This window comes from uncultured Duncaniella sp. (assembly GCF_910578445.1).
GTDB lineage: Bacteria > Bacteroidota > Bacteroidia > Bacteroidales > Muribaculaceae > Duncaniella.
This window is the reverse complement of sequence record NZ_CAJTQC010000009.1, coordinates 1-23,261: the sequence shown is the minus strand read 5'-3', so window position 1 is coordinate 23,261 and position 23,261 is coordinate 1. Positions and strand designations below refer to the sequence as shown.

Here is a 23,261-nt window from a genome sequence, read left to right as displayed (position 1 = left end):
CACATCAACCACTATGCCAAACGTATCAGAACGCGGCACAATCATGCCCGCATCACCAATCCGCCGCCTCGCCCCTCTTGCCGGCGACGCCAAGGCCAGAGGCATAAAGGTCTATCATCTCAACATCGGTCAGCCCGACGTCCCGACCCCTCCGGCCGGACTGGAGGCGCTGAAACACATCGACCGTCAGGTGCTCGAATACAGCCCGTCGGCCGGACTCCCTTCGCTCCGCGAAAAACTCCGTGAATACTACCACCGCTTCAACATCGAGGTCGACGTCGACGACATCATCGTGACGACCGGCGGTTCGGAAGCCGTGCTCTTCGCCTTCATGGCATGCCTCGACCCCGGCGACGAAATCATTGTCCCCGAGCCTGCCTATGCCAACTACATGGCTTTCGCAATCTCGGCCGGAGCGAAAATCGTCACCGTCCCCTCAAGCATCGACCAAGGTTTCGCACTCCCCCCTGTCGAGAAATTCGAGGAGCTTATCACTCCGCGCACAAAGGGCATACTCATCTGCAACCCCAACAACCCGACAGGCTACCTCTACACGATGAAAGAGATGCTCCAGATCCGCGACCTTGTCAAGAAATATGACCTCTTCCTCTTCTCCGACGAGGTCTACCGCGAATTCTGCTACACCGGCGCACCCTACATCTCGGCCTTCCACCTGCCCGGAATCGAGGAACAGGTGGTGCTCATCGACTCCGTGTCGAAGCGCTACAACGAATGCGGAATCCGTGTCGGCGCGCTCATCACCAAGCACCCGCAGCTCAAGACCAACGTCATGAAGTTCTGTCAGGCCCGTCTTAGCCCACCGCTGCTCGGACAGATCGTGGCCGAAGCTTCGATCGACACTCCACGGGAATACATGCTCGAAACCTACAACGAATATGTCGAGCGCCGTAAATTCCTCATCGACGAGCTGAACAAAATCCCCGGCTGCTACACCCCCATACCAATGGGAGCATTCTACACCGTCGTGAAACTCCCCGTCGACGATGCCGACAAATTCTGCCAGTGGTGTCTGCGCGACTTCGACCTCGACGGAGAGACCATCTTCATGGCTCCGGCCTCAGGCTTCTACACCACACCCGGAATGGGACGTGACGAAGTGCGAATGGCCTATGTCCTCAAGAAAGAAGACCTCGCCAAAGCGATGAAAATCCTCGCCGCCGCCCTCAAGGCCTACCCCGGACGCACAATTTGACTCCCCTCGTCAACTCATAAATAGAAATCCGGAACACGACGATAGCGCACGACATCCGGGCACTCCAGCCCCGACGCCATGCGCTATCGTTTCGTTATATCTATACCTTATTATATATAGGAAGACCGCCGTCAGCCCTCGCCGACAAGCCGCCTGATGTCGCGGGCCACCGACGAATCACTGTTAGGCCCGATGACGCGGTCGGCAGCCGCAAGCACCTCCGGCATAGCATTGGCCACGGCCACGGCCTCGTCTGCAATCCCGAACATCGGCAGATCGTTAAGATTGTCACCATAGACCGTGATACGCTCCGCCCCGATATGGCCGGCAAGCCACTTTATGGCCTCAGCCTTGCTGACACCCGCTCCGAAAACCTCGATATTGGCCACGTCATGGTTGAAAATATCGCGGTAGCACGACACCGACACACCATCCACACCCCTCAGACGCTCAGCCACAGCCTCGACCCTCACCGCCTCGCCCATGCCGAAAATCAGTATGGTCGATGCCGACGGCTCGACAAGCTCACGGCTGTCGCCCAACACGAAGCGCTTCCCCTCCAGATGGCGGCGCTCCTCATAGAAACGCTCCTCCTGACGGTTCATCGTGCTACGGTGATAGACATCGAGACGCTCACCGTCACCAAGGTCATAGACAAACGGATCGACACCCTCGGCAGCAAACGCCGCCACCACCCGGGCAGCCACACCGCCATCCATCAACACCGGCCGCAGATAGCGCCGGCGCACCCTGTCCCACAGCGCAGCCCCCGTCATGACAATTGCCGGAATCGACGTATAAGTATCCTCAAGCAACACATCCACCGTAGCCGGAGTGCGCGCCGTAGCCACCGTGATTGCCGTCCCGCGTCGCGAAAGAGCGCTGACAATCTCCGCCGTCTCACCGCTGACCCTGCTGTCCGGCCCAAGCAGCGTCCCGTCCATATCGCTTACATATAGAGTTTTCATAAATTTTATTTTTAAATCATATAAATACCTAATCAGCTAATCCGCTGAGCGGTATCCCTGACTACAATATTTAATTTTATTGCAAAAATACGGAAAATAATTCCCATTTCTCCAAACTGTCCTCTCTAAAAACCGTAGGCAAAATGACAATCATTGAATGAACTAAACGTCAGTCCATCCTCAGCCTTGACAATCCGACCTCAAAATTTGCAAATCTAATGGAAGATGTCTAATTTTGCAACATAACTTTGGCAAGAGAGCCTTAGTTCTACATTTTAACTAATTACAAGCGTTTTTTGCTTAATCCTTCAATCAAAAATCGGCAAAATTTTTACACAGAGGATCGAGCAGTCAAAAAAGACGCTCATGCGTGCCTATCTTCCACCCCGTAGGCTCGGGGTCGATATATCGGCATGGCGTGGGGGTGGACTGTTTATTCTGTGTTGGGCGTTTGCCGATGCCTTGATTGAGATATTCAGCACAATGTCCCTACGCTTTTTTATTGACTTTACGGCTCTGAGGGGGACACACAGCCAAATAAACCAATCAATTTACATGGCAACAACTCTACGCTTCGGACTCATTATGTCCATTGCAAGTGCTTTCGGGCTAAACGCCGCAGCCCAAAGCGAAACATTCACCGGGGTATCGGGCACAAACTACTATGTCAACTATGAGGATGGATTTATCGGGCGGACCACCAATGGAGAGATGACACTGATTTCGCCCCACTCTTTTGTCGAACGAGACCTGATACCTATGGCAACCACCGCAGATTCTCTTACGGCAGAGACAAAAGACATCTATGACAGAATTCAATATGCCACCGACGCACTCCAGAAACTAATCGACGGAGCAACGATGATTACCAATGGATACGCGGATGAAATGACTGTGTTCAACAAGGACATGGAGAATCTGCTGCATCTCTACCTTCAGTTTAGCGAGAATCTCGACAAAATCTATAACTCTCTCCAGAAAACAAGTGTCAGAAAAGCACGAGAAACAAAGTTCGAATTCAATGTCAGCGGAACTCTGACCGACCTCGACTACACATTGTTCATGGTGAATTTCACACGTGATTATCTCAATGACCTTTTAAACGAAATTATCGAGACCGCAAACGAATATGAGGCCGCCGGCAAAGAAATGATTGATATTCTCACCCTATATCAGAGCCACGCCTCGACTCTGACTGATAATTACAACTATCTTGCCGACTACTTCAACAAGAACGCAGCCACAATGACGGAAGAAGACTGCTATTGGCTTCTGGAGCAGATTACAAATCAGGTAGGGACCATTAACTCATTACTCAATGATGCCCCCAAGAACCCGGCTTCCTATGCCGAATATCTCCTCAAAGTGACGACTGAAACCCTCGATAAAACATATTCCGAATATCTCAAAACCGTCGAGGAAATCAACAATCTTAATAATCAGCTTTTAAACCTTGCCTACTTCCCGTCTGTACTCTATGCAGGCATCGAAGGAGACCCATTCGGACTGTATTACTACATAAAAGACAACGGAGGTGTGCTCAATATTCCTTCCACCCAAAAATATGTCGACACATACACTGTGACAGGCATAAACGGCAATATTTTTACGTCTTTCTATGAGACTGCCAATCCCAATTGCACAAAGCTGATAATCCCGTCCACAATCAAATCAATTTCCGACAACGCATTTGCGGTCAACGGACTTGAAACAATCGAAGTCAACACTACAGAAGCGCCCGATATGACCGACGACTGCTTCACATCTGACGTGTACCGTTCGGCTACACTGATTGTCCCCGACGGCACAACAGAAGCCTATGCCTCCGCACCGGGATGGAAAAACTTCATCAACATCAGATCTGCATCTGAGTCAGGCATCGAATCTGTGACCACCGATGACATCAGCGTCAATGTTAAAAACGGCACAATGTATGTCAGCGGGGCTGAAGGTCGAGTTATCGAAGTCTTCGCTGTCAACGGAACTGTCATCTATAACGGCACTGCATCGGAAATCGAACTTCCGGCACGCGGAATCTATATTGTCCGTATAGCAAACCGCACATTCAAAGTCGTGCGATAAGCCAACCTATATTCCGAAGGACGGTGTATCATATCCTGACACACCGCCCTTCACTATATGACAATGCATGAAAGGTTAAATCACATTTCTTAATTCCTACCATGATGAAAAAAACAGTCATCCGCCGAATCCTGTCACGGATTTTCATTCTGATGTTACTTCCGGCTTTCGGTTCGTGCGGAAGCGGTGACATGAACACCGGTCTTGTCCCCATCCTCAGTGGAAAAAACTATGGTTACATCGATCTTGAAGGAAACTACATAATCAATCCGCAATTCGACTACGCAGGAGAATTTTTTGATGGCCGTGCTCTTGTCGGCAAAGGGAATCTCTACGGTTATATCGATGAAAAAGGAACTTATGTTATTCCACCAAAATACGTAAGTGCCACACCATTTTCAGAAGGTGTTGCATGGACAGTAGAGCCCGACGGTGCGCCAACCCTGATTGACACCGACGGCAACACGCTCATAGTAGCAAAGGATGCCGAAAGAGTATGGATATTCACCGATGGTCTGGCAATAGCCATGACCACAAAGTCTGACAACTCTCAGGCATACGGTTTCTTGGACAAAAAAGGAAAATTCGCGATAGCACCTCAATTTGACGATGTGTCACTTTTCAGCGAAGGAATGTCCAAAGTCAGAATCGGGAAAAATACAGGCTACATCAACAAGGAGGGGCGAATGGTGATAAGCGACTCGGTAATGCAACATCTATCAACGTTTATCGACGGATATGCCATTGTCAAAAACAGCAATGGAGACGCCGGAATCATCGACAGCAACGGCCGACTTGAAATCAACCCTCAGTTCAGCGAAATATATCACGACGGTGACCTTTTCCTCATCGCCACCTCTGACGACAAGGAAAACTATGGTTGGTGTGACAGAAAAGGTAAATTTGTCATAAACCCGCAGTTCAGCAATGCATCAATCTTCGGCGGTAACGATTATGCACCTGTAAAAATCGGAAACAGCTGGGGATATATAGACCGTAAAGGTAAAATAGTCATCAATCCTCAGTTTGACGAAGCGCTCTCATTTATTAACAATAAGGCGGCCTTTGTAAGAACAGGTGACAAAGTCGGCATAATTGACAGAGAAGGCAAATATGTGGCAAATCCCCAGTTCGACGGACTACCGAGAATGTATATTCTCAATATGATGTACGGACTCCCCCGCACAGGAATCAACTACTATGTCGACACCCGCTATTTCAACATCGATAAAGCAGTCGGGATGGTGATGGACAAAGTGACTAAAGGAGGAATCAAGGGCATTACTCTAAACACCCCCATTTCCAAAATTCTCAAGGAATTTGACATTAACGAACGTAACCTCTACGTAAGCTATGGAGAGACAAATATCGACTCCGAGGAACTTGGCAAAGACCTCATCGCCACTTTCTGCATTAAAGGCGAATTCTTTCAGGACGTTTCCGACGGATGGTGGGGCACAACCAGTGTGCTTGTAAAGAATGCAACCCCGAAAGCCATGCTTTATTCACTACAGACCACAGGACTGGCCAGCGGAAAAGAGGAAAAACTGTTCAATGCCTTAGCCGAAAAAATGAATCTCAAAATCAGCTCTGACAAAAACTCGGCTGCGGGAATTTATGGAAAAAACCACATCAAACTATCCCTTAACGACAATAGAATCAATATTACAATGATTTCGGGAGGAAAAAACAATTCCGAAATTCAGGATTCCACATCCACAGCCGACGACACGCAGCAAGCCGATGACACGGCCTCGACAGAGAGATTCGAGGGTAAAATCAATAATAAGTATGGAATAGTCATGCAACTCCGCATTCTCGGTTCAGAAGTAAGCGGAACATATCACTACACATCCCGTAACTCTCCGATCAACCTGTCAGGATATCTCGACAACGACGGCACAATCCGGCTTGAAGAGAAAACAGACGGCAAAATTACAGGCCAGTTTGCAGGGACATACAATTCATCGGAAATCTCCGGCACATGGATTTCAGCCGATGGCAAAACCAAGATGCCTTTCGTCATCGAGCGCAGCAATAATTAAGGATTATTATACCAAATCAAAAATATGAGACATTCAATCAACCTACTTCAGAGATTAGCAGCGCTAATACTGATTTCCATCTCGCTGATACCGGCAAGCGCCTACAATTACGACGAGGAAGCCGGACTGAGAAACTTCCGTGAGAAATCTTATGTGGCAGCGCTCCCGATGCTCCAGCGCGCAGCCAAGGCCGGAAGCCTGCCGGCGCTCGATGCACTCGGGCAGATGTATGAACACGGATGGGGAGTAAAGGCCGACAAAACAATCATGATGAACATGTACAACAAGGCTGCCTTACACAATTATCCTCCCACCCTTTTCCATCTTGCCAATTATTATTACGAAAACGGACAACCCGACAAAGGTCTCGAAATGATGACCAATGCATCTGACCACGCATCAACCGAAGCCAGCATGTTTCTGGGAAATCTCTATGCGAACTCGGACCAAGAGAAGGCAATCAGATATTACAAGCATGCAGCTGAAAACGGCGAATATGCCGGAATCAATGAAATCGGCCGTATATATTTCGCCGCCAATGACTGGACAAACTCAGTCAACGTCCTTATTGAAGCCCTAAAGCACAAAGCCATCAGCAATGACATGAAACTCTCACTCGCCTCAATGATTGCTCAGGGACAAGGGACAGCCAAGAATCTCGAATCAGCACTTATTCTATTGACCGAACTTCACAACGATGGATACGAACCGGCCAACGCCCTATATACAGAAGTAAAAGCCGAAGCCAACAAGATTACTGCTCCGGTCTATCCGGGAGGAGCGGACGCATTGTATGCCTTCCTGCGTAAAAATGCGCGCAAACCACACGCTGCAATTCCATCGGCTCTTAACGGAACGGCAACAGTAGAATTCATCATCACGCCCGAAGGCGCTGTAAGCAATCCTCAATATGTCCGCCGGTGCAATGTGAGAGTCGACGAAGAAGTTATGCGACTTGTAAGATTACTGCGCGGATGGAAACCCGCGACCAAAGGAGGAAAAGCATGCAGCACGGTCGCTCGTCTGTCCATGTCATTTTCTCCGGCCTACAGCGCTGAAATCAAATTCGTGAAGGTGAAATAAACAAGTGTTAAAGAATAAATACATGCAAATGTGACTATTTTTATCTATTTTTAGTCAAAAAAAGTTAAAATCGTTTAGTAGTTACTTATCATCTCAATTATAATGCGTACATTTGCATGTGTGTTTTTCATAGTATTAGATTAAGATAAAGGTTTAAAAAGGAAAGAGGATGTCGTGAGACATCTTCTTTTTTATTATACTTATATAGCTTTAACAGCCTGTTGTCAGGTCAATTGTCGGGCAATCATGCCTCCTGACCGCCGAATGTCATCGGCAGCACAACCACTTGTTAAAAAACAACTTTTTTAAGAAACGTAAACTAAAAAAAGTTGCATTTCGACGGCAAAAATTCTAATTTTGCGCCCGAATATTATCAATTCATCCAACCTATTTCCCGAATAGCAATTCTCATGAAACATCTTGACCTTATCCTCGCAGAGAAGCTACTGAAAATCAGTGCAATCAAACTTCAGCCGGAAAACCCCTTCACTTGGGCGTCAGGCTGGAACTCACCCATCTATACGGATAATCGCAAGACTCTCTCTTATCCCGATGTCCGCAACTTCATCAAGGTCGAGCTCACCCGCATTATCCTCGAGAACTTCGGAGACGTCGACGCCATCGCAGGCGTGGCCACCGGAGCGATAGCCCAAGGCGCACTCGTTTCCGACACTCTCGGTCTCCCATACGTCTATGTCCGCTCAACTCCCAAGGACCACGGACTTGAAAACCTCATCGAAGGCGACCTCCGTCCCGGACAGAAAGTAGTGGTAATCGAAGACCTCGTTTCGACCGGAGGTAGCAGCCTCAAGGCAGTCGAAGCAATCCGCAACGCCGGATGCGAAGTCATCGGCATGGTCGCAATATTCAGCTACGAATTTCCCGTGGCGGTAAAGCGCTTCAAGGATGCAAACGTCAACCTCATCACCCTCTCGAACTACTCGGCTCTCATCACAGCAGCCCTCGAGACCGGATTCATCCGCGAGAGCGACGTCGCAACCCTCAAGGAATGGCGCAAAGACCCCTCGCTCTGGACTCCCGACACCCCCAAGGCCGACGAATAATCACCTCATCAATCACTGCCGGTCCATTCTCACACCGCCCTGATTGAACGAAAAACGACCGAAAACAATATCAAGCCACCTGTCCGCAATCAAAAATTCAACGGACCGGTGGCTTTTATCACCATAAACCAAAACCCAAACCACAAAACAAACGCTAAAATTATGGCAACATATACAGGCAAACCCGTGACACTCCCCCGTCCCATCGGACAGATCTATGAACGCGTGGCTGACCTCAGCCAATACCGCTCGCTCGTCGACCAGCTCCCCGAGGAGCACCGCGAAAAGCTCAACGGTGTCGAATTCGACGGCGACTGCATCCGCATGGAAGCCCCGGCCATCGGCCAGCTCGTGTTTAAAATCAGCGAGCGCATCCCGACAAGCCGCGTAAGCTTCTCGGCCGAAGGATGCCCCGTCCCCCTCAGCCTCTCGGTCAACCTCAAGGAAGCCGGCGAAGAATCAACCACTCTCACTCCGGCAATCAAAATCGAGATTCCACCGATGCTCAAACCCTTCATCGGAAACAAGATTCAGGAAGCAGCCGACAAATTCGGCGAAGTCTTCACCTCAATATTCCAGTAATACCGCCAGAATGCACACTCTCCTTCGCAAACTGCTCGCGCTACTACCGCTGGCCGCAATGCTCACGGCATGCGAGTCGGTCGGCGACGACCGCATCCCCTACGCCGAAGTCCATCTGACATTCCACACCGTCGGCGACTGGAACATATATGGCGTGCAGGGCGATGCAGCCTCATCGCGCACCTACATCTTCAACTCAAAAGAGCGCGTCCCCTCCAATTTCCCCTACACCACACTCGACCGTACAGGCTATGGCGGCCTGCTGCTCGTCACCGATGTCATCGGCGACCTCCACGCCTACGACCTCGCATGTCCGTTCGAAGTGCGTCCCAATGTCCGTGTCGCCATCCCCGAAGGCGAACTCTTTGCCCGCTGCCCGTCGTGCGGCAGCACATTCGACGTGTTCCAGAACCGTGGCAACCCGATCTCAGGCCCGGCACAGGAGCGCGGCTACGCCCTCAGGCGCTACTCGGTCATCTCAGGCGGAGCTACGGAATATCGTGTCGTGACCCGCTGAGAATACGCAGGATCGGAAGATATAAACAAAAACAAACCAGAGGTGCAGGAAAAGCCTTGTCAGCCAAGACTTTCCTGCACCTCTGATTTTTTCTATTATATACCTATATAAGTAAGCTTATTCCTTACGTCCTTTCAGAGCGAAATACTTCCAGAGCGGAGCGGCCATGAGAGCCTGCTTCATATTATCGTTGACAAGCATATCCCAGACCTCATCCTCACTGAGCAATTCGACCCTTATATCTTCGGTCTCGTCAAGATGCTGCTCGGCTATGCGCTCCACACCTCTGGCGATGAAACTGTAGCTGAGATTGTTCTGGCTGCTCGGATTGGCCGAAATCACCATCGACAGCTCCCACTCGCCGCCGCCGAAACCGGTCTCCTCAAGCAATTCGCGCTTCGCGGTGGTCAGCGGGTCTTCACCCTTCTCGGCCACACCCGCACAAAGCTCCGTAGCCACGATGCCCAGACCGTGGCGATATTGCTTCACCATCACAAACTTCCCCTCGGGGGTAATGGCTATCACATTGATCCACGTCGGATATTCAAGCACATAATACTCGTTATACACCGTTCCGTTTGGCAGACGCACAACGTCGCGTCTTGCCGTCAGCCACGGACGACGGAAGAGATACTCGCTGCCGAGCGTCTCCCATTTCATCTTCTCATCTTCATTGACAGAATTCATAATTAATATATTTAGGGCTGTTTATAACCTTATTTCTCCTTCTGCCTAAGCAGAAAATCACTGATGGCAAGCGCCACCGACGGAAGGCCGTCTGGCATCTCGCTGTTGAGTATATCCCACATCCCATCGGGGTTCTCACGTGCGACAGTCATCACACGCATATACTGCTCGCGGGTTATGATTGCCGAAAAGTCGGTCAGCTTGTCCTGACGGATAAGCGAGACGATGTGGCTGTAGACCGTGCGTGGCTTTATACCCTTGGTCTCCGCGATGCCCTCCACATCATAGCCGGCATTGAGCAGCAGAAGCGTCTCTTCGTGCGACAGCCCGCTGCCGAGCGACTCGGCGATACCCTTGAACTTGCGTATGGCCGTCACAAACGGCTTCCAATACCTGATGGTCTTCTTCTCGCCGACACCCTCGACCTTCGAGAACGAATCCATGTCGGTCGGCTCGACGCGCACCATTTCAAGCAGCGTCTTGTCGGAGAAGACGATGTAGGGGGGGACCTGCTCCTTGCGGGCGAGCTTCAGACGCACCTCCTTCAACTCGGCCAGCAGGCGCTCGGCCGGCTTGAGTTCAGGCTCGGGAATCACCTCCTTCCTTCCGCGCACCGATTTGCGGCGTTCGGGCTCTTTATATTGTGCGAGTGTGACAGGCGTGCGGTCGCGCAACACAGCCGCACCATAGGCCGTCACCTTCAGGTGGTTGTTTTCATTATAGGCAATGTCGATCAGTCCGAGCTGTATGAGCTGCGAGAGATACGAGTTCCACTCCGGGTAGCTCAGGTCGCGCCCTGCGCCGTAGGTCTTTATCTGATGATAGCCACGGTCGATAAGGTCGCGCTTCGCCGCGCCTCGCAGAATATCGATAAGCATCGTGAACCCGACAGCACCCTCAGTCCTTATGATGGCGCTCATGGCCTTGAGGGCGATGACAGTGCCGTCCATACGTTCGGGAGGATTGAGACACACGTCGCAGTTGCCGCAGTCGTGGTCCATGGTCTCGTTGAAATAGCTCAACAGGATGCGCCGCCGGCACAGCGACGACTCCGCATATTCCTGCATGCGTTTCAGCTTCTCGTTGTTTATGGCCTGCTGTCCGCTCTCATCGACGAAACCCTGCAGGGTGATGATGTCGGCATAGGAATAGAACATCGTCGCCTCGGCCTTCACGCCGTCGCGTCCGGCACGCCCTATCTCCTGATAATAGCTCTCAATATTGCGTGGCATGTTGTTGTGGACCACCCAGCGGATGTTGCTCTTGTCGATACCCATGCCGAAAGCCACCGTCGCGCATACCACCTGCACGTCACCATTGATAAAACGGTCCTGCGCACGGTTGCGTTCCTCGATTGAAAGCCCGGCATGGTAGACCACCGATTTGTAGCCCATGCCGAGAAGCTCGTTGTTCATAGACTCGGCCGATTTGCGGCTGATACAGTAGACTATGCCCGAATCGTAGCGGTAGCGGTCGATGAGCATAGCGATGTAGCGCAGACGCTGGCTCTTGCCGGGATTGTTCATCACACGGAGCGAAATGTTCGGGCGGTCAAACGAGCCGATGAATGTGGCCGGCTCTCTCAGGCAGAGCTGCCGCGCAATGTCGTCGCGCGTCAGGCGGTCGGCCGTAGCCGTGAGCGCCATAATAGGGACATTCGGATAAAGCTCCTTCAGGCGCGACAGCCGTGTATAGTCTGGGCGGAAATCATGCCCCCACTGCGAGATGCAGTGAGCCTCGTCGATGGCAATGAGACTTATCGGGAGGTCGCGCGACCAGCGGTCAATTTCCATCAGCAGACGTTCGGGCGATATGTAGAGAATCTTGATGCGCCCGGTGAAAAGCTGCTGTAGTATATTGTGGTTTTCAGCATCGGTCTGCATCGAGTTGACCGCCGCCGCAGGGATGCCGTTGGCAGTCAGCGCGGTCACTTGGTCCTTCATCAGCGCTATGAGCGGAGAGACGACTATGGCCACTCCGCCGTCGGCCAGCAGAGCCGGAATCTGATAGCAGATCGACTTGCCGCCGCCAGTAGGCATGAGCACCACGCAGTCACGCCCGCACGCAGCCGTAGTGATGATGTCGAGCTGCAGGGGACGGAATTCACTGTAACCATAAAAACGGCGCAGAAGTGCGACCGCACGTTCCTTTATATCGAGTATTGATTCTGACAATTGTACTGGATGAGATTGGATTGGACAAAAATAGGCAGGCGCAAGGGGTCAGAAAGCCTGCTCCTCTCCACCGAGGGCATTGATGACCGTGCGGACGATAATTTTCAGGTCGAGGAGAAACGACCAGTGCTCAATATACCATATATCGTGTTCGACACGTCGCTCCATCTGCCACAGTTCCTCGGTCTGCCCGCGGTAACCGCGCACCTGCGCCCACCCCGTGATGCCGGGCTTGATGAGATGGCGCACCATGTACTGGCTGATAAGACGGCGGTAGTCCTCGGTGTGTTTGAGCATGTGGGGACGCGGGCCGACAATCGACATGTCGCCCATGAACACATTGATAAACTGCGGGAGCTCGTCGATGCTCGTGCGGCGCAGGAAATCACCGAGCTTCGTCTTGCGGGGGTCATTCCTCGTGGCCTGCATGCTGTCGGCCTGCGCGTTGACCCTCATGGTACGGAATTTCCAGCAAAGGAAATCGCGCCCCATATAGCCTGTGCGCATCTGGCGGAAGAACACCGGACCGGGCGAACTGAGCTTGATGGCAATCGCCACAGGGATAAAGATGATGGGAGAAAACAGCAGGAATGTACCTGAAAAAGCTATGTCGAAGGCCCGTTTGAGCACACGGTTGGCATTGCGTTCAAGAGGGTTATGGCGCACTTCGAGCACAGGCATCTGCCCGATGGAGTCAAGCCTGAACTTGCGTGTGAGATAGGGCGATATCTGAGGGACGAAATGGAACTTGACCATATGCTTCTCGCAGATGCCGAGTATGAGCTGGACAGCCTCACGCTGTTCACCCGAAAGGGCATAGAAAATTTCGTCTGTATGGTTTTCGACCACAAATTTCTCCAGTTCCTCAAGATTGCCGGCATACTGGCTGCGGAGTTCGAAATCGGGAGGACAGTAGCGGTCGAAAAATCCCTGACATCTGTAGCCGAAACCGCTGTCAAGCTCCATCTCAGCCAGCAGACGCTCCCCGGTTGGGTTGCACCCGACAATGACAATCCGCGAATAGCTCCGGCCACTGCGGCGATAGGTCTTCAGGAGATAGTGAGAGCCGAGCCACCACACCATCTGCATCAGCGCCATCACCGAGTAGAACTCCGCGAAAACACGCCCCGGGATTGCATCGAGCTTCAGGAAATAGAGCAGGAATATGAATCCGAGCGCGTGGAAACAGACGGCGTGAAGGACCGAAAGCATCAGCCTGTCCATCTGCATGGCCCTCACCTTGTGGATGCGCCCGATGTGACGGGCAACCGGAATATAGGCCACGTTGAGCAGAACCCATATCAGCCGCGTGTGGATTTCAGCCACCGACGGATTAAGTATGGTCACGACAAAAAAGACCCCGTTAAGTATCAGGAAGTCAACTAAAGTGAGAGCTCTGTGGAAATATCGTCCGTGTCTGTTACCTTTTCCCATAGCCTAATGTGTGTGGTCTCTTATATATAATCGGTCTGCCACCCTTAAATATTGTGAACGAAGCCGAAAAAATATCAACCCGACAGAAAACAATGGCCATCGGAAGCATCAATCCTGCCTCCGATGGTCACTCATGTCGTATGGTTCGAATCACATCGCCTGCCGGCGCTATGATTGCGTTGTCTTTATCAGAGTTTGCTGTCGATTACCGCAATCTTCTTTTCGAGGTCGGCGATATCGTCTTTCAGACGCTGCATGCGGCGCTCCATGTCCTTGAGCATCGAACCGGCATTCTTTGACTTAGCCGAGAGGAAGCCCATGTTGTTCTCATAGGTCTGAAGCTCGCTGCGACGCTGCTCGTAGATACGCATAAGGCGCTCGCGTTCGCGGTAGAGACGGTTTTCGTCATTGCCGATTTCATTGATGGTATTCTCGAACGAAGCCATTCGCGAACCGCGCTGCGAGATGTCAAGCTTCTGATAAAGCTCGTTGACAACGGCGCGATAAGCCTCATAGATATTGTCTTTCTCGCTGAAAGGCACATGGCCTACGCTCTGCCATTCGGCCTGAAGGTCCTTGACAGCCTTGATGGCCTCTTCGCGTCCGAGAGCCTCGAGATCGAGAGCCTTGAGCTTGTCGATAATCTCGTTTTTCTGTTCGAGGTTGGCACGCTCTGTGCGGCGTGTGCCTGAATTGTTCTTTTTCTTCTGCTCGAAGAAGTAGTCGCATGCGGCAAGGAAACGACGCCACACCTGATCGGAATGCTTCTTGGCCACAGCCCCGATAGTCTTCCATTCTTTCTGAAGGGCGGCGAGCTCATCGGCTGTCTTGCGCCATTCGGTGCTGTCTTTCAGAGCCTCGGCGCGTTCGCAGAGTGCGATTTTCTTCTCAAGGTTGCGCGAAAGAGTGTCTTTCATGCCACGGAAAAATTCAGCCTTGGCGGCAAAGAACTTATCGCATGTCTCACGGAAACGGGCAAACAGCGCATTGTTTGACTTGCGCGAGGCATAGCCGATCTTCTTCCACTCTTCCTGAGCGGCGATGATCTGCTTTGTCATCTCGTCCCATGCGGCATAGGTCGAGAGCTTGTCGAATTCGTATGACTCGATGCGTTCGCATAGCGCTTCCTTCGCAAGCTCGTTTTCACGCTCGCGGGCCTTGCGCTCCTCGAAGAAAGTCTGATAGCGCTTGTTGATTTCAGCTGAAATATCCTTGAAGCGGCCCCAGATTTCCTCACGCACTTCCTTGGGCACAGGACCGATCGAACGCCACTGCTCGTGGAGTTCCTGAAGGCGGCGGAACGCTGTGATTACGTCCTCTTCGCCACGAAGCTTGTCGGCCTCAGCCACAAGAAGTTCCTTCTCCGAAAGGTTCTTCTTGAAATCATAGTCGCGGAGCTCCTTGTTTATCTTGAGCTGGTCGTAGAATTTCTCGACAGCGTCCTGATAGCTCTTCCAAAGGTCGGCGGCAACGGGAGCGGGCACTTCGCCAATCTCCTTGAATTCGTTCTGAAGGTCGCGCACCTGCTGGAAGAAACGGTTGGCGTTGTCGACATCGCTTCCCATTTCAAGAATCTTGTCGATGATTTCTTTCTTACGCTCATAGTTCTTCTGCTGCTCGGCCTCGATGGCGGCACGCTGCTCGGCCTTCTTCTCCTTGACGGTGGCAAGGATAGCCTTGAAAGCCTCCTCGGTCTCATCGGATGCCGGCTGGAAAGCCTCAGGCTGATTGCCCGCCTCGACGAAAGCCTCACGTTCGCTGCGCTGCTCCTCGTTGCGGATAGCATAGAACTGTTGTTTCAGACGCGACACTTCTTCATTGGTAATCTCCGCAGGTTCTTTCTCTGAAAGGAGCTTCAATGCAGCGAGGATGCTTTCTTTGGTTGCAGGCTCATGCGAACGTTCGGGAGCGACTCCCTCTGAAAGCTCTTCAGACGAAGCAGCCACAGGCGACTCCTCCTCAATAGCAACAGCCGCTGAGACAGTCTCGGTCGGTTCAGGTGTTGGGGTGGAAATGTTTGTAGAATCGGCTGCCACTGATGCGGCGCCTTCGTTCAGGGTTTTATCCAATGCGTCGTTAGGCATTGAAGTGTCACGCGGTTCCATAACAGTTGTTTAAGGTGATAAAATGCTCACTGCGCTTTTTCAGGGGCCGCAGCCGCCTCGCGCAGCGAGAAGGGATAGGTAAATAGATTTTAGTGTGCTAATTTACTGATTATTTTCAAAAAAAATAATTTATTTCGCGAAAAACACAATAATTAACATCAAAATACTAAAATTAACATAAAATATCATCGAGAGTCACGCTAAGTTCAAACGCACCCTCTGTCGCAATGCGTCCGATTAACGAAGACGATTTCTTGTCGGCACACCTCAAAGGCAAGGCCTCTATGGTCAGGGCCGGCAACTCGGCAGACATCAGAAAATATCTACCACCTATATAATATAAATGATGTCCTTCAATCCACACGGGCTACTCGCCGATACTGACACCTCCGTTGACCATGACATTCGGCTCTCCGGCCGCTCAGCCGGTCTTCCGATCGAAATCATTGATGCGTTTCGCCCGATGACCGTCACAAAGCGGAGTCGCCTCAGGCGAGTCATTGCCCCTTTTCCGATTTCGTCATATTTATTTTTATCATTAATCAAAAAAGCCCTATCTTTACATCATGACATCATCACATAGATTTCTGCTTGCAGCCACGCTGCTACTTTCCGCCATAAACCTCAACGCTTCTCCGGCACGCCCCGTGAGACATACCGCCACCCTACCCGACGGCTCGACTGTCACCTACCGCATGGTCGGCGACGAACGTTTCCATTATTTTGTGACCGACGATGGCTATCCGCTTGTTGCCGACGGACCGAGGCTCTATTTTGCAGAGACGGCCGACAACGGGAGGATGGTCAGCAGCGGCGTGGCGGCCTGCGACCCTCAGTTCCGTACGGCCGCGACCGTGGCTTTTCTCAAAAAACTCGACTGCGAGACATTAATTGAAAAAGCCTCGCTGTCGGACGCATCATCCCCACGGCATTCCGTCAGTCGGAAACGCGCATCGTCACGCGCACCCGAATCCATGAGCACAACTACGTTTCCGACCACAGGTTCTCCACGCGGACTGGTAATCCTCGCAGAATACACCGACGTGAAATTCTCGACTCCCATGCCGCAGGAATATTTCGGCGACCTGCTCAACCTTGAAGGCTTCAATCGTGACAACGCCACCGGGTCGGCACGCGATTACTTCATCGCATCGTCCGACGGGGTGTTCACCCCGCAGTTCGATGTCGTAGGGCCGGTGACCCTCCCCCACACTCAGGCCTACTACGGAAGCAACGAGCCTTACGACGATGCCAATGCCTCCTACATGATTCCCGACGCCTGCGACATCCTCAGCGCCCAAGGCTTCGATTTTTCAATCTATGACTGCGACAAGGACGGCGAAATCGACAACATATACCTCATCTATGCCGGGCGTGGCGAATCGTCAGGCAGCATAAAAGACATCAACACCGTGTGGCCACACTCTTGGGAGGTCGGTGAGATGAACAGATACTACAACGGCTGCCTGCTCAACCACTATGCCTGTTCAAACGAAATTGACGGTGGCAAGCCGGACGGCATAGGCACATTCTGCCACGAATTCTCCCATGTCATGGGACTCCCCGACCTATACTACACCGGAAACTCCCATCTCACATACCTGACACCCGACACTTGGAGCGTACTCGACGTGGGGTGCTATCTGAACGACTCGCGCACCCCGCCACTCTATTCTTCATTCGAACGCATGTCGCTCGGTTGGCTGCAACCTAAGGTAATCGACAAGCCCGGTGAATACACGCTCGAACCGCTTGCCGACACCAACACGGCCCTGCTTGTCGAGACCGATGCCGAAAATGAATTTTTCCTCTTTGAAAACCGGCGAAAAGAGGGCTGGGATTACTATCTGAGGGGAGAAGGCATGCTCGTCTGGCACATCGACTACGATAAAGAAATATGGTTCAGCAACACCGTCAACAACTCACGCTCACATCAGCGCGTGGATCTCGTGGAGGCCATCACCCGAACATCTCCCTCGGCATCCCCGAGCGACCCGTTCCCCGGCGCATCAAACGTCACCGAATACACGGCCAATACTCTCCCGCCGAGCCCCAGTTTCAAGTCATGGTCACACAACAATCCCGGCTATCCGCTCACAAACATCCGCACCGACGGCCGTCTGATACGCTTCACGGCAGGAAACAGTGACGATTCAGCCATCGACAATGTAATGTCGCCCGACGCAGTCACGGTCAGAGGCGGCGAAGCCATCGTCATCAGCGGGTCAGACCTCCCGGCATCAGTCTACACCGTCGCCGGCACTCCGGTCTATCAAGGCGACTCCCGCCGAATCATCCTCCCCACAGGACTCTACATAGTCCGGGTCGGAAACCACATAACAAAAGTGGCGCTTCACTGAAAGCGCCACTTTTGTTATACATATTACTAATCTCCGTTAAGCTTCAGAGGCTCAGACTATCCTCAGGTCAATCACGGTCTCGCCGTCGAGAGCGGCAGTGATGCGCGCTCCCTCTTTAATCTCTATCGGGCCGGCAACCGGAGGCAGCATGACCACATCGCCCATCTTCAGTGTCATGTATTCACTGACTTTGGCAATGACCTCATCGACCGTCTGAGCTATCGGCCCGGCAACCGATTCAGCGACAGTCTCATCCGAGACCGCAACCTGAACCCTCATATCTTCCGAGGCATGCTCTGCCGGAAGCCACGAACCATTGACAAGGCTCGAATCCATCCCCGACAGCACACCCTCAAGCCCTGCCGGCTCCCTGAGACTGACACGGAGCGAAAGACTGATGCCGTCATAGTAGCGCGACGCAAACTTTCGTGCTATGTTCTTGCCGAGACGGCCGATTTTGACCGAAGGATGCAATGACGCCACCCAACCCTCGCCCCATTCGGGCATAAAGAGAGGACGGCCCGGAAGAATCAGGGCCGAATCGGGATGAATATCAATATCGGGAGAGGATGATAACGAAACGAGACGGATTATTTTCATTTTGGCATACGGTTATACATCACCGCGAGATGCGCATAGATCGAGGTGTTCTGTATAGCCACCGCCGGCGATGTCTTGATATGGAAAGGTGTGAAGTTCCAGAGCGCCTTTATTCCGGCATCGACACACTTCTGAGCGACTTCCGCAGCGCTTTCCACCGGGACTGCGATGACCGCGATTTCGGCGTCAAGCTCCCTGACGCGGCGTTCAAGCTCCGAATAATCATAGATCGGTTTGCCACCCAACCGCGTACCGACGACATCGGGATTGACATCGAACCCGGCTACGATGTTAAGCCCGTAGCGCGAAAGGCCGGAGTCGGCCATGAGTGCCGCACCGAGACTGCCGACCCCCATCATCACCGCATTGTGCTCGCGATGAAAACCGAGGAAATCGAGCAGACCGCGTTCAAGCTCCTTCACCTCATAGCCTATGCGTGTCTTACCCTTGATGTTGAGATACGACAAATCCTTCGCTATCTGCGACGAGTCGACGTTGAGCTGATGGGAAATGGCCGTCGAGGAGACATACTCGACACCTTCCGCTCTCAGACGCGACACGCAGGCGAGATACCACGGCAGGCGGCGTATGGCCGGTTCCGGTACGTATGGTGCTGTCGTCTCCATTAAGGCAATCGTGTTTTAGTCATTCAATCAAGAAGTAAACTTCTGTTTCCGAGAAAATGTTTGCTTTCACGCTCTAAGAGTGGACGTGGAAGGAGAGCGTTCATGACTCGAAGTCCCACCCGTCGGCTATCGCCGCGAAGGCGACACGAACGTGGACTGCAGGCCTCCATAGATTTCAAAGTCCGAAAAGCAAACAGACTCTGAGACAAAATTACAACTTTTCCGCCTATTATCCAAAGAACTATTCAGCACCCTTTTTGCATCTCGCAAAAAATTTCATAATTTTGCCGTAAAAATAAGCAATCAATTTTCACGACATGAACCGCAAAGTAAGAGTACGTTTCGCTCCCTCTCCAACAGGCCCGCTCCACATCGGAGGTGTCCGCACAGCGCTTTACAACTATCTTTTCGCCCGTCGCAACGGCGGCGACATGATTCTCCGCATCGAGGACACCGATTCCAACCGCTTCGTCCCGGGCGCAGAGGACTATATCAACGAGTCGCTCGCATGGCTCGGAATCAAAATTGACGAAGGTGTCCGCGAAGGTGGCGCTTACGGCCCTTACAAGCAGAGTGAACGCCGCGACATATACCGCACACATGTCAGACAGCTCCTCGACGCCGGACGCGCCTACATCGCCTTCGACACCCCCGAGGAACTCGAAGCCGCACGCGCCGCAACGCCTAATTTCCAGTATGACGCATCGACACGCATGAACATGCGCAACTCCCTTTCGATGCCGGCCGAAGAGGTGAAGCGGCTGATGGACGAGGGTACTCCCTACGTGGTGCGTTTCCTCATCGAACCGGGACGCGACGTGGAGGTCAACGACCTTCTGCGCGGAAAGGTCACCATCAACTCGTCGATTCTCGATGACAAAGTGCTCTACAAGAGCGCCGACGACCTTCCCACCTATCACCTCGCCAACATTGTCGACGACCATCTGATGGAAGTGTCCCACGTCATCCGTGGTGAGGAATGGCTGCCTTCGGCTCCGCTCCACGTGCTTCTCTACGAGGCTTTCGGCTGGGCCGACACCCGTCCTGAATTCGTCCACCTCCCCCTTCTGCTCAAGCCCGACGGCAAAGGCAAGCTCTCGAAGCGCGACGGCGACCGCCTCGGCTTCCCCGTGTTCCCTCTCGAATGGACCGACCCCAAGACAGGCGCTGTTTCGTCGGGCTACCGCGAGTCGGGCTACCTCCCCGAAGCCGTCATCAACTTCCTCGCCCTTCTCGGATGGAATCCGGGCGACGACACCGAAATCATGTCGATGGACGAGCTGATTTCCAAATTCTCGTTCGACCACTGCTCGCGTTCGGGCGCTAAGTTCGCCTTCGACAAGGGCCGCTGGTTCAACCACGAATATCTCCAGACCACACCCGACGACGAGCTGGCACGCCTCTTCCGCCCCGTCCTCGAAGCCCACGGCGTGAACGCCGGCGATTTCTCCGACGATTACATCGCCCGCGTTGTCTCACTCGTGAAAGGCCGCATCAATTTCGTCGCCGACCTCTGGGACCAGGCCAAGTTCTTCTTCACAGCTCCCGAGACCTATGCCGAAAAGGACATAAAGAAACGCTGGAAAGAAGACACCCCGGCCATCCTCACAGAGCTTATCGAAGTGCTCCGCTCACTCCCCGACTTCAGCTCGAAAGGCGCTGAACCTGTGGTGCTCGACTGGGTGGCAGCCAAGGGCTACCATCTCGGTAACGTGATGAACGCCTTCCGCCTCACCCTCGTCGGTGAATGCAAAGGCCCTCATATCTTCGACATCACCGAGCTTATCGGACGCGACGAGACCATCGCCAGAATACAGCGCGGCATCGACAACATCAAAGCTCCTGAAGCTTAATTCACTCACAGCTGTAGGGCCACTGCGGCCCTACAGCATCATTTCTCCTTAACAATACTTAATCCTTAACACTCAACACTCAATCCTTAAATATCAAATCCATGATCAAAGTAGGCATAATCGGAGGTTCAGGCTATGCTGCCGGCGAACTCATCCGCATCCTTATCAACCATCCCGATGTCGAACTGAAATGGGTTCATTCGCGCACTGTCGGCGGACAGCGCATCGTCGATGTCCATCAGGGACTCCACGGAGAAATCGACATGAACTTTTCAAGCAACTTCGATCTCAAGAACATCGATGTCCTCTTCTGTTGCCGTCCTGCCGGAAAGACTCGGGAATTCATCGAGACCCACACCATACCCGAAGACCTCAAAATCATTGACCTCGCACGCGACCACCGCATCGAGGACGGAACTCACGACTTTGTCTACGGCCTCTCGGAGCTTAACCGCAAACCGATGGTGCGCGGTGCGCGCCATGTAGCCAACCCCGGCTGCGTGGCTATGGCTGTCGAACTCTCGCTCATGCCGCTGGCCAAAAACCTCCTGCTCAACTCCGACATCCACACTACGGTCATCACCGGCGCGACAAGCGAAGGCGCGGAACACCGCCCGACCACACACTACGCGTGGCGCAACGACAACATGGTCGTCTACCGTCCGTTCGCCCACACCCAGATGCCCGAAATTCTTCAGACGCTCAAGGCGATGCAGCAGAGCTTCAACTCTAAAATCCACATGCTGCCGATGCGCGGTTGCTTCTCGCGCGGCATCATGGCTGTCAGCTACCTCGACTGCTCGCTCGATCTGCCCGAAATCATCAAGCTCTACAGCGACTATTTCGCTGACCACAACTTCACATTCATCACATCCAAGATTCCCGACCTGAAAGATGTCGTCAACACCAACAAGTGCATCATCCACCTCGACAAAATCGACGGCAAGGTGCTCATCACAGCTGTGATCGACAATCTGCTCAAAGGTGGTGCGGGCAACGCCGTCCACACTATGAACCTTCTTTTCGGCCTTCAGGAGACTACGGGTCTCACCATGAAACCCGCTGCATTCTGATCGGAGGAAAACAATGTGAAACATACCGATTTTTTCAGAGTGTCACAATCCGTGGCACTCTGTTTTTTTATAAATTTGCAACCTAAAACCCATATCCGATTAAGCAACACCTAATTATATTATTATATTAAAAACTCACTGCTATGATAGACGAAATCATAAGGTATAACCGCGAATTCGTAGCCTCTGAAGGCTATCTCCGTTACCAGACCTCCAAGTACCCCGACAAACGCATAGCCATAGTGACCTGTATGGACACTCGTCTTGTCGAACTCCTCCCCGCCGCCCTCGGCATCAGAAACGGCGATGTCAAAATGATTAAAAATGCCGGCGGGACAATAACAAACCCATTCGACTCCACCATGCGTTCGCTACTCGTCGCCGTCTACGAACTCGGTGTCAACGAAATCATGGTCATCGGACATACCGGCTGCGGAGTGCAGGGCATGGATGCCGAAGAGATGCTCGAACTCATGCGCAAACGTGGAATCGACGAAGAACATATCTCGCTCATGCGCCACTGCGGAATCGACCTCAACAGCTGGCTTCACGGATTCACCGACACCTCCGAAGCTGTAGCCGAGACGGTCGACCTCATCCGCAACCATCCTCTTATGGCGAAGGATGTAAGGGTCGGAGGATACATCATGGACTCAGTCACTGGACTCCTACAGAATATCTGAAATATTACAATAAGCCTCCCTCCGTCACCACCGACCCGGAGACAAGAAGTTTTTAACCAATATTGTCCTAAACGTTTTGGGCAAAAATAAAAATAGGAAGTAGTTACTAAGG

Annotated in this window: 18 protein-coding genes and 1 pseudogene; 11 read left to right on the top strand and 8 right to left on the bottom strand. The window is 52.4% G+C overall.

Annotation, left to right across the window (positions count from 1 at the left end; genetic code table 11):
* The first annotated feature begins 13 nt into the window (after positions 1-13).
* On the top strand, positions 14-1,213 hold the full coding sequence (locus QZ311_RS05560) for a pyridoxal phosphate-dependent aminotransferase (protein WP_297065156.1): 1,200 nt from the start codon (positions 14-16) through the stop codon (positions 1,211-1,213).
* A gap of 131 nt (positions 1,214-1,344) precedes the next feature.
* Here QZ311_RS05560 and QZ311_RS05555 read toward each other — a convergent pair whose 3' ends face one another.
* Positions 1,345-2,181 carry an HAD family hydrolase gene (locus QZ311_RS05555; protein ID WP_297065154.1) on the bottom strand — a complete coding sequence of 279 codons (837 nt, stop codon included), beginning with the start codon at positions 2,179-2,181 and terminating at the stop codon, positions 1,345-1,347.
* 555 nt (positions 2,182-2,736) lie between these two features.
* Between QZ311_RS05555 and QZ311_RS05550 the strand changes: the two genes are divergently transcribed.
* The 6 genes from QZ311_RS05550 to QZ311_RS05525 all read left to right on the top strand — a co-directional run bounded on the left by QZ311_RS05550 (position 2,737) and on the right by QZ311_RS05525 (position 9,554).
* Positions 2,737-4,263 carry a hypothetical protein gene (locus QZ311_RS05550; RefSeq protein ID WP_297065151.1) on the top strand — a complete coding sequence of 509 codons (1,527 nt, stop codon included), beginning with the start codon at positions 2,737-2,739 and terminating at the stop codon, positions 4,261-4,263.
* A gap of 101 nt (positions 4,264-4,364) precedes the next feature.
* Entirely contained in the window at positions 4,365-6,308 is a 1,944-nt protein-coding gene (locus QZ311_RS05545; RefSeq protein WP_297065148.1) for a WG repeat-containing protein, read from the top strand.
* A 24-nt stretch (positions 6,309-6,332) separates the two neighbouring features.
* Positions 6,333-7,391 carry an energy transducer TonB gene (locus QZ311_RS05540; RefSeq protein WP_297065145.1) on the top strand — a complete coding sequence of 353 codons (1,059 nt, stop codon included), beginning with the start codon at positions 6,333-6,335 and terminating at the stop codon, positions 7,389-7,391.
* A 410-nt stretch (positions 7,392-7,801) separates the two neighbouring features.
* Positions 7,802-8,455: an orotate phosphoribosyltransferase gene (pyrE, locus tag QZ311_RS05535; RefSeq protein ID WP_297065143.1), complete on the top strand. Its 654-nt coding sequence runs from the start codon at positions 7,802-7,804 to the stop codon at positions 8,453-8,455.
* A gap of 162 nt (positions 8,456-8,617) precedes the next feature.
* Positions 8,618-9,037, top strand: coding sequence for a hypothetical protein (locus QZ311_RS05530; protein ID WP_297065140.1), 420 nt, complete (start codon positions 8,618-8,620; stop codon positions 9,035-9,037).
* A 10-nt stretch (positions 9,038-9,047) separates the two neighbouring features.
* On the top strand, positions 9,048-9,554 hold the full coding sequence (locus QZ311_RS05525) for a hypothetical protein (RefSeq protein ID WP_297065137.1): 507 nt from the start codon (positions 9,048-9,050) through the stop codon (positions 9,552-9,554).
* Between the two features lie 117 nt (positions 9,555-9,671).
* Here the strand turns inward: QZ311_RS05525 and QZ311_RS05520 are convergent, their stop codons facing one another.
* From QZ311_RS05520 to QZ311_RS05500, 5 genes and pseudogenes are all read right to left on the bottom strand, one after another.
* A complete protein-coding gene (locus tag QZ311_RS05520) occupies positions 9,672-10,241 on the bottom strand; it encodes an NUDIX hydrolase (RefSeq protein WP_297065135.1) in 570 nt (189 codons plus the stop codon).
* 29 nt (positions 10,242-10,270) lie between these two features.
* Positions 10,271-10,618 (bottom strand): helix-turn-helix domain-containing protein, encoded by a 348-nt coding sequence (locus QZ311_RS05515; protein ID WP_297065320.1) that lies wholly within the window; start codon positions 10,616-10,618, stop codon positions 10,271-10,273.
* Positions 10,601-12,370: pseudogene (gene recQ, locus QZ311_RS05510) on the bottom strand (DNA helicase RecQ); the annotation flags it as partial. The pseudogene recQ and the gene QZ311_RS05515, both read right to left, overlap by 18 nt.
* A 93-nt stretch (positions 12,371-12,463) precedes the next feature.
* Entirely contained in the window at positions 12,464-13,849 is a 1,386-nt protein-coding gene (locus QZ311_RS05505) for an undecaprenyl-phosphate glucose phosphotransferase (protein ID WP_297065133.1), read from the bottom strand.
* Positions 13,850-14,037: 188 nt separating this feature from the next.
* Positions 14,038-15,954, bottom strand: coding sequence for a DUF349 domain-containing protein (locus QZ311_RS05500; protein ID WP_297065131.1), 1,917 nt, complete (start codon positions 15,952-15,954; stop codon positions 14,038-14,040).
* Between the two features lie 566 nt (positions 15,955-16,520).
* On the opposite strand from QZ311_RS05500, the gene QZ311_RS05495 reads away from it, so the two are divergent.
* Positions 16,521-18,314, top strand: a complete 1,794-nt coding sequence (locus QZ311_RS05495) for a M6 family metalloprotease domain-containing protein (RefSeq protein ID WP_297065129.1) — start codon at positions 16,521-16,523, stop codon at positions 18,312-18,314.
* A gap of 51 nt (positions 18,315-18,365) precedes the next feature.
* On the opposite strand, the gene QZ311_RS05490 is transcribed toward QZ311_RS05495, so the two are convergent.
* Together QZ311_RS05490 and QZ311_RS05485 are read right to left on the bottom strand one after the other, a co-directional pair.
* Complete coding sequence (locus QZ311_RS05490) at positions 18,366-18,914, bottom strand: fumarylacetoacetate hydrolase family protein (RefSeq protein WP_297065126.1); 549 nt, start codon at positions 18,912-18,914, stop codon at positions 18,366-18,368.
* Positions 18,911-19,540, bottom strand: coding sequence for a redox-sensing transcriptional repressor Rex (locus QZ311_RS05485; protein ID WP_297065123.1), 630 nt, complete (start codon positions 19,538-19,540; stop codon positions 18,911-18,913). The genes QZ311_RS05490 and QZ311_RS05485 overlap by 4 nt, the downstream gene beginning before the upstream one ends.
* Before the next feature lie 317 nt (positions 19,541-19,857).
* Between QZ311_RS05485 and gltX the strand changes: the two genes are divergently transcribed.
* The 3 genes from gltX (at position 19,858) to QZ311_RS05470 (ending at position 23,149) form a co-directional block, all read left to right on the top strand.
* Positions 19,858-21,393, top strand: coding sequence for a glutamate--tRNA ligase (gltX, locus tag QZ311_RS05480; protein WP_297065120.1), 1,536 nt, complete (start codon positions 19,858-19,860; stop codon positions 21,391-21,393).
* A 101-nt stretch (positions 21,394-21,494) separates the two neighbouring features.
* The gene (gene argC / locus QZ311_RS05475) at positions 21,495-22,466 is read left to right on the top strand and encodes an N-acetyl-gamma-glutamyl-phosphate reductase (protein WP_297065115.1); all 972 of its coding nucleotides are present in this window, start codon (positions 21,495-21,497) and stop codon (positions 22,464-22,466) included.
* A gap of 143 nt (positions 22,467-22,609) precedes the next feature.
* Positions 22,610-23,149: a carbonic anhydrase gene (locus QZ311_RS05470; RefSeq protein WP_297065111.1), complete on the top strand. Its 540-nt coding sequence runs from the start codon at positions 22,610-22,612 to the stop codon at positions 23,147-23,149.
* The last annotated feature ends 112 nt before the right edge of the window (positions 23,150-23,261 follow it).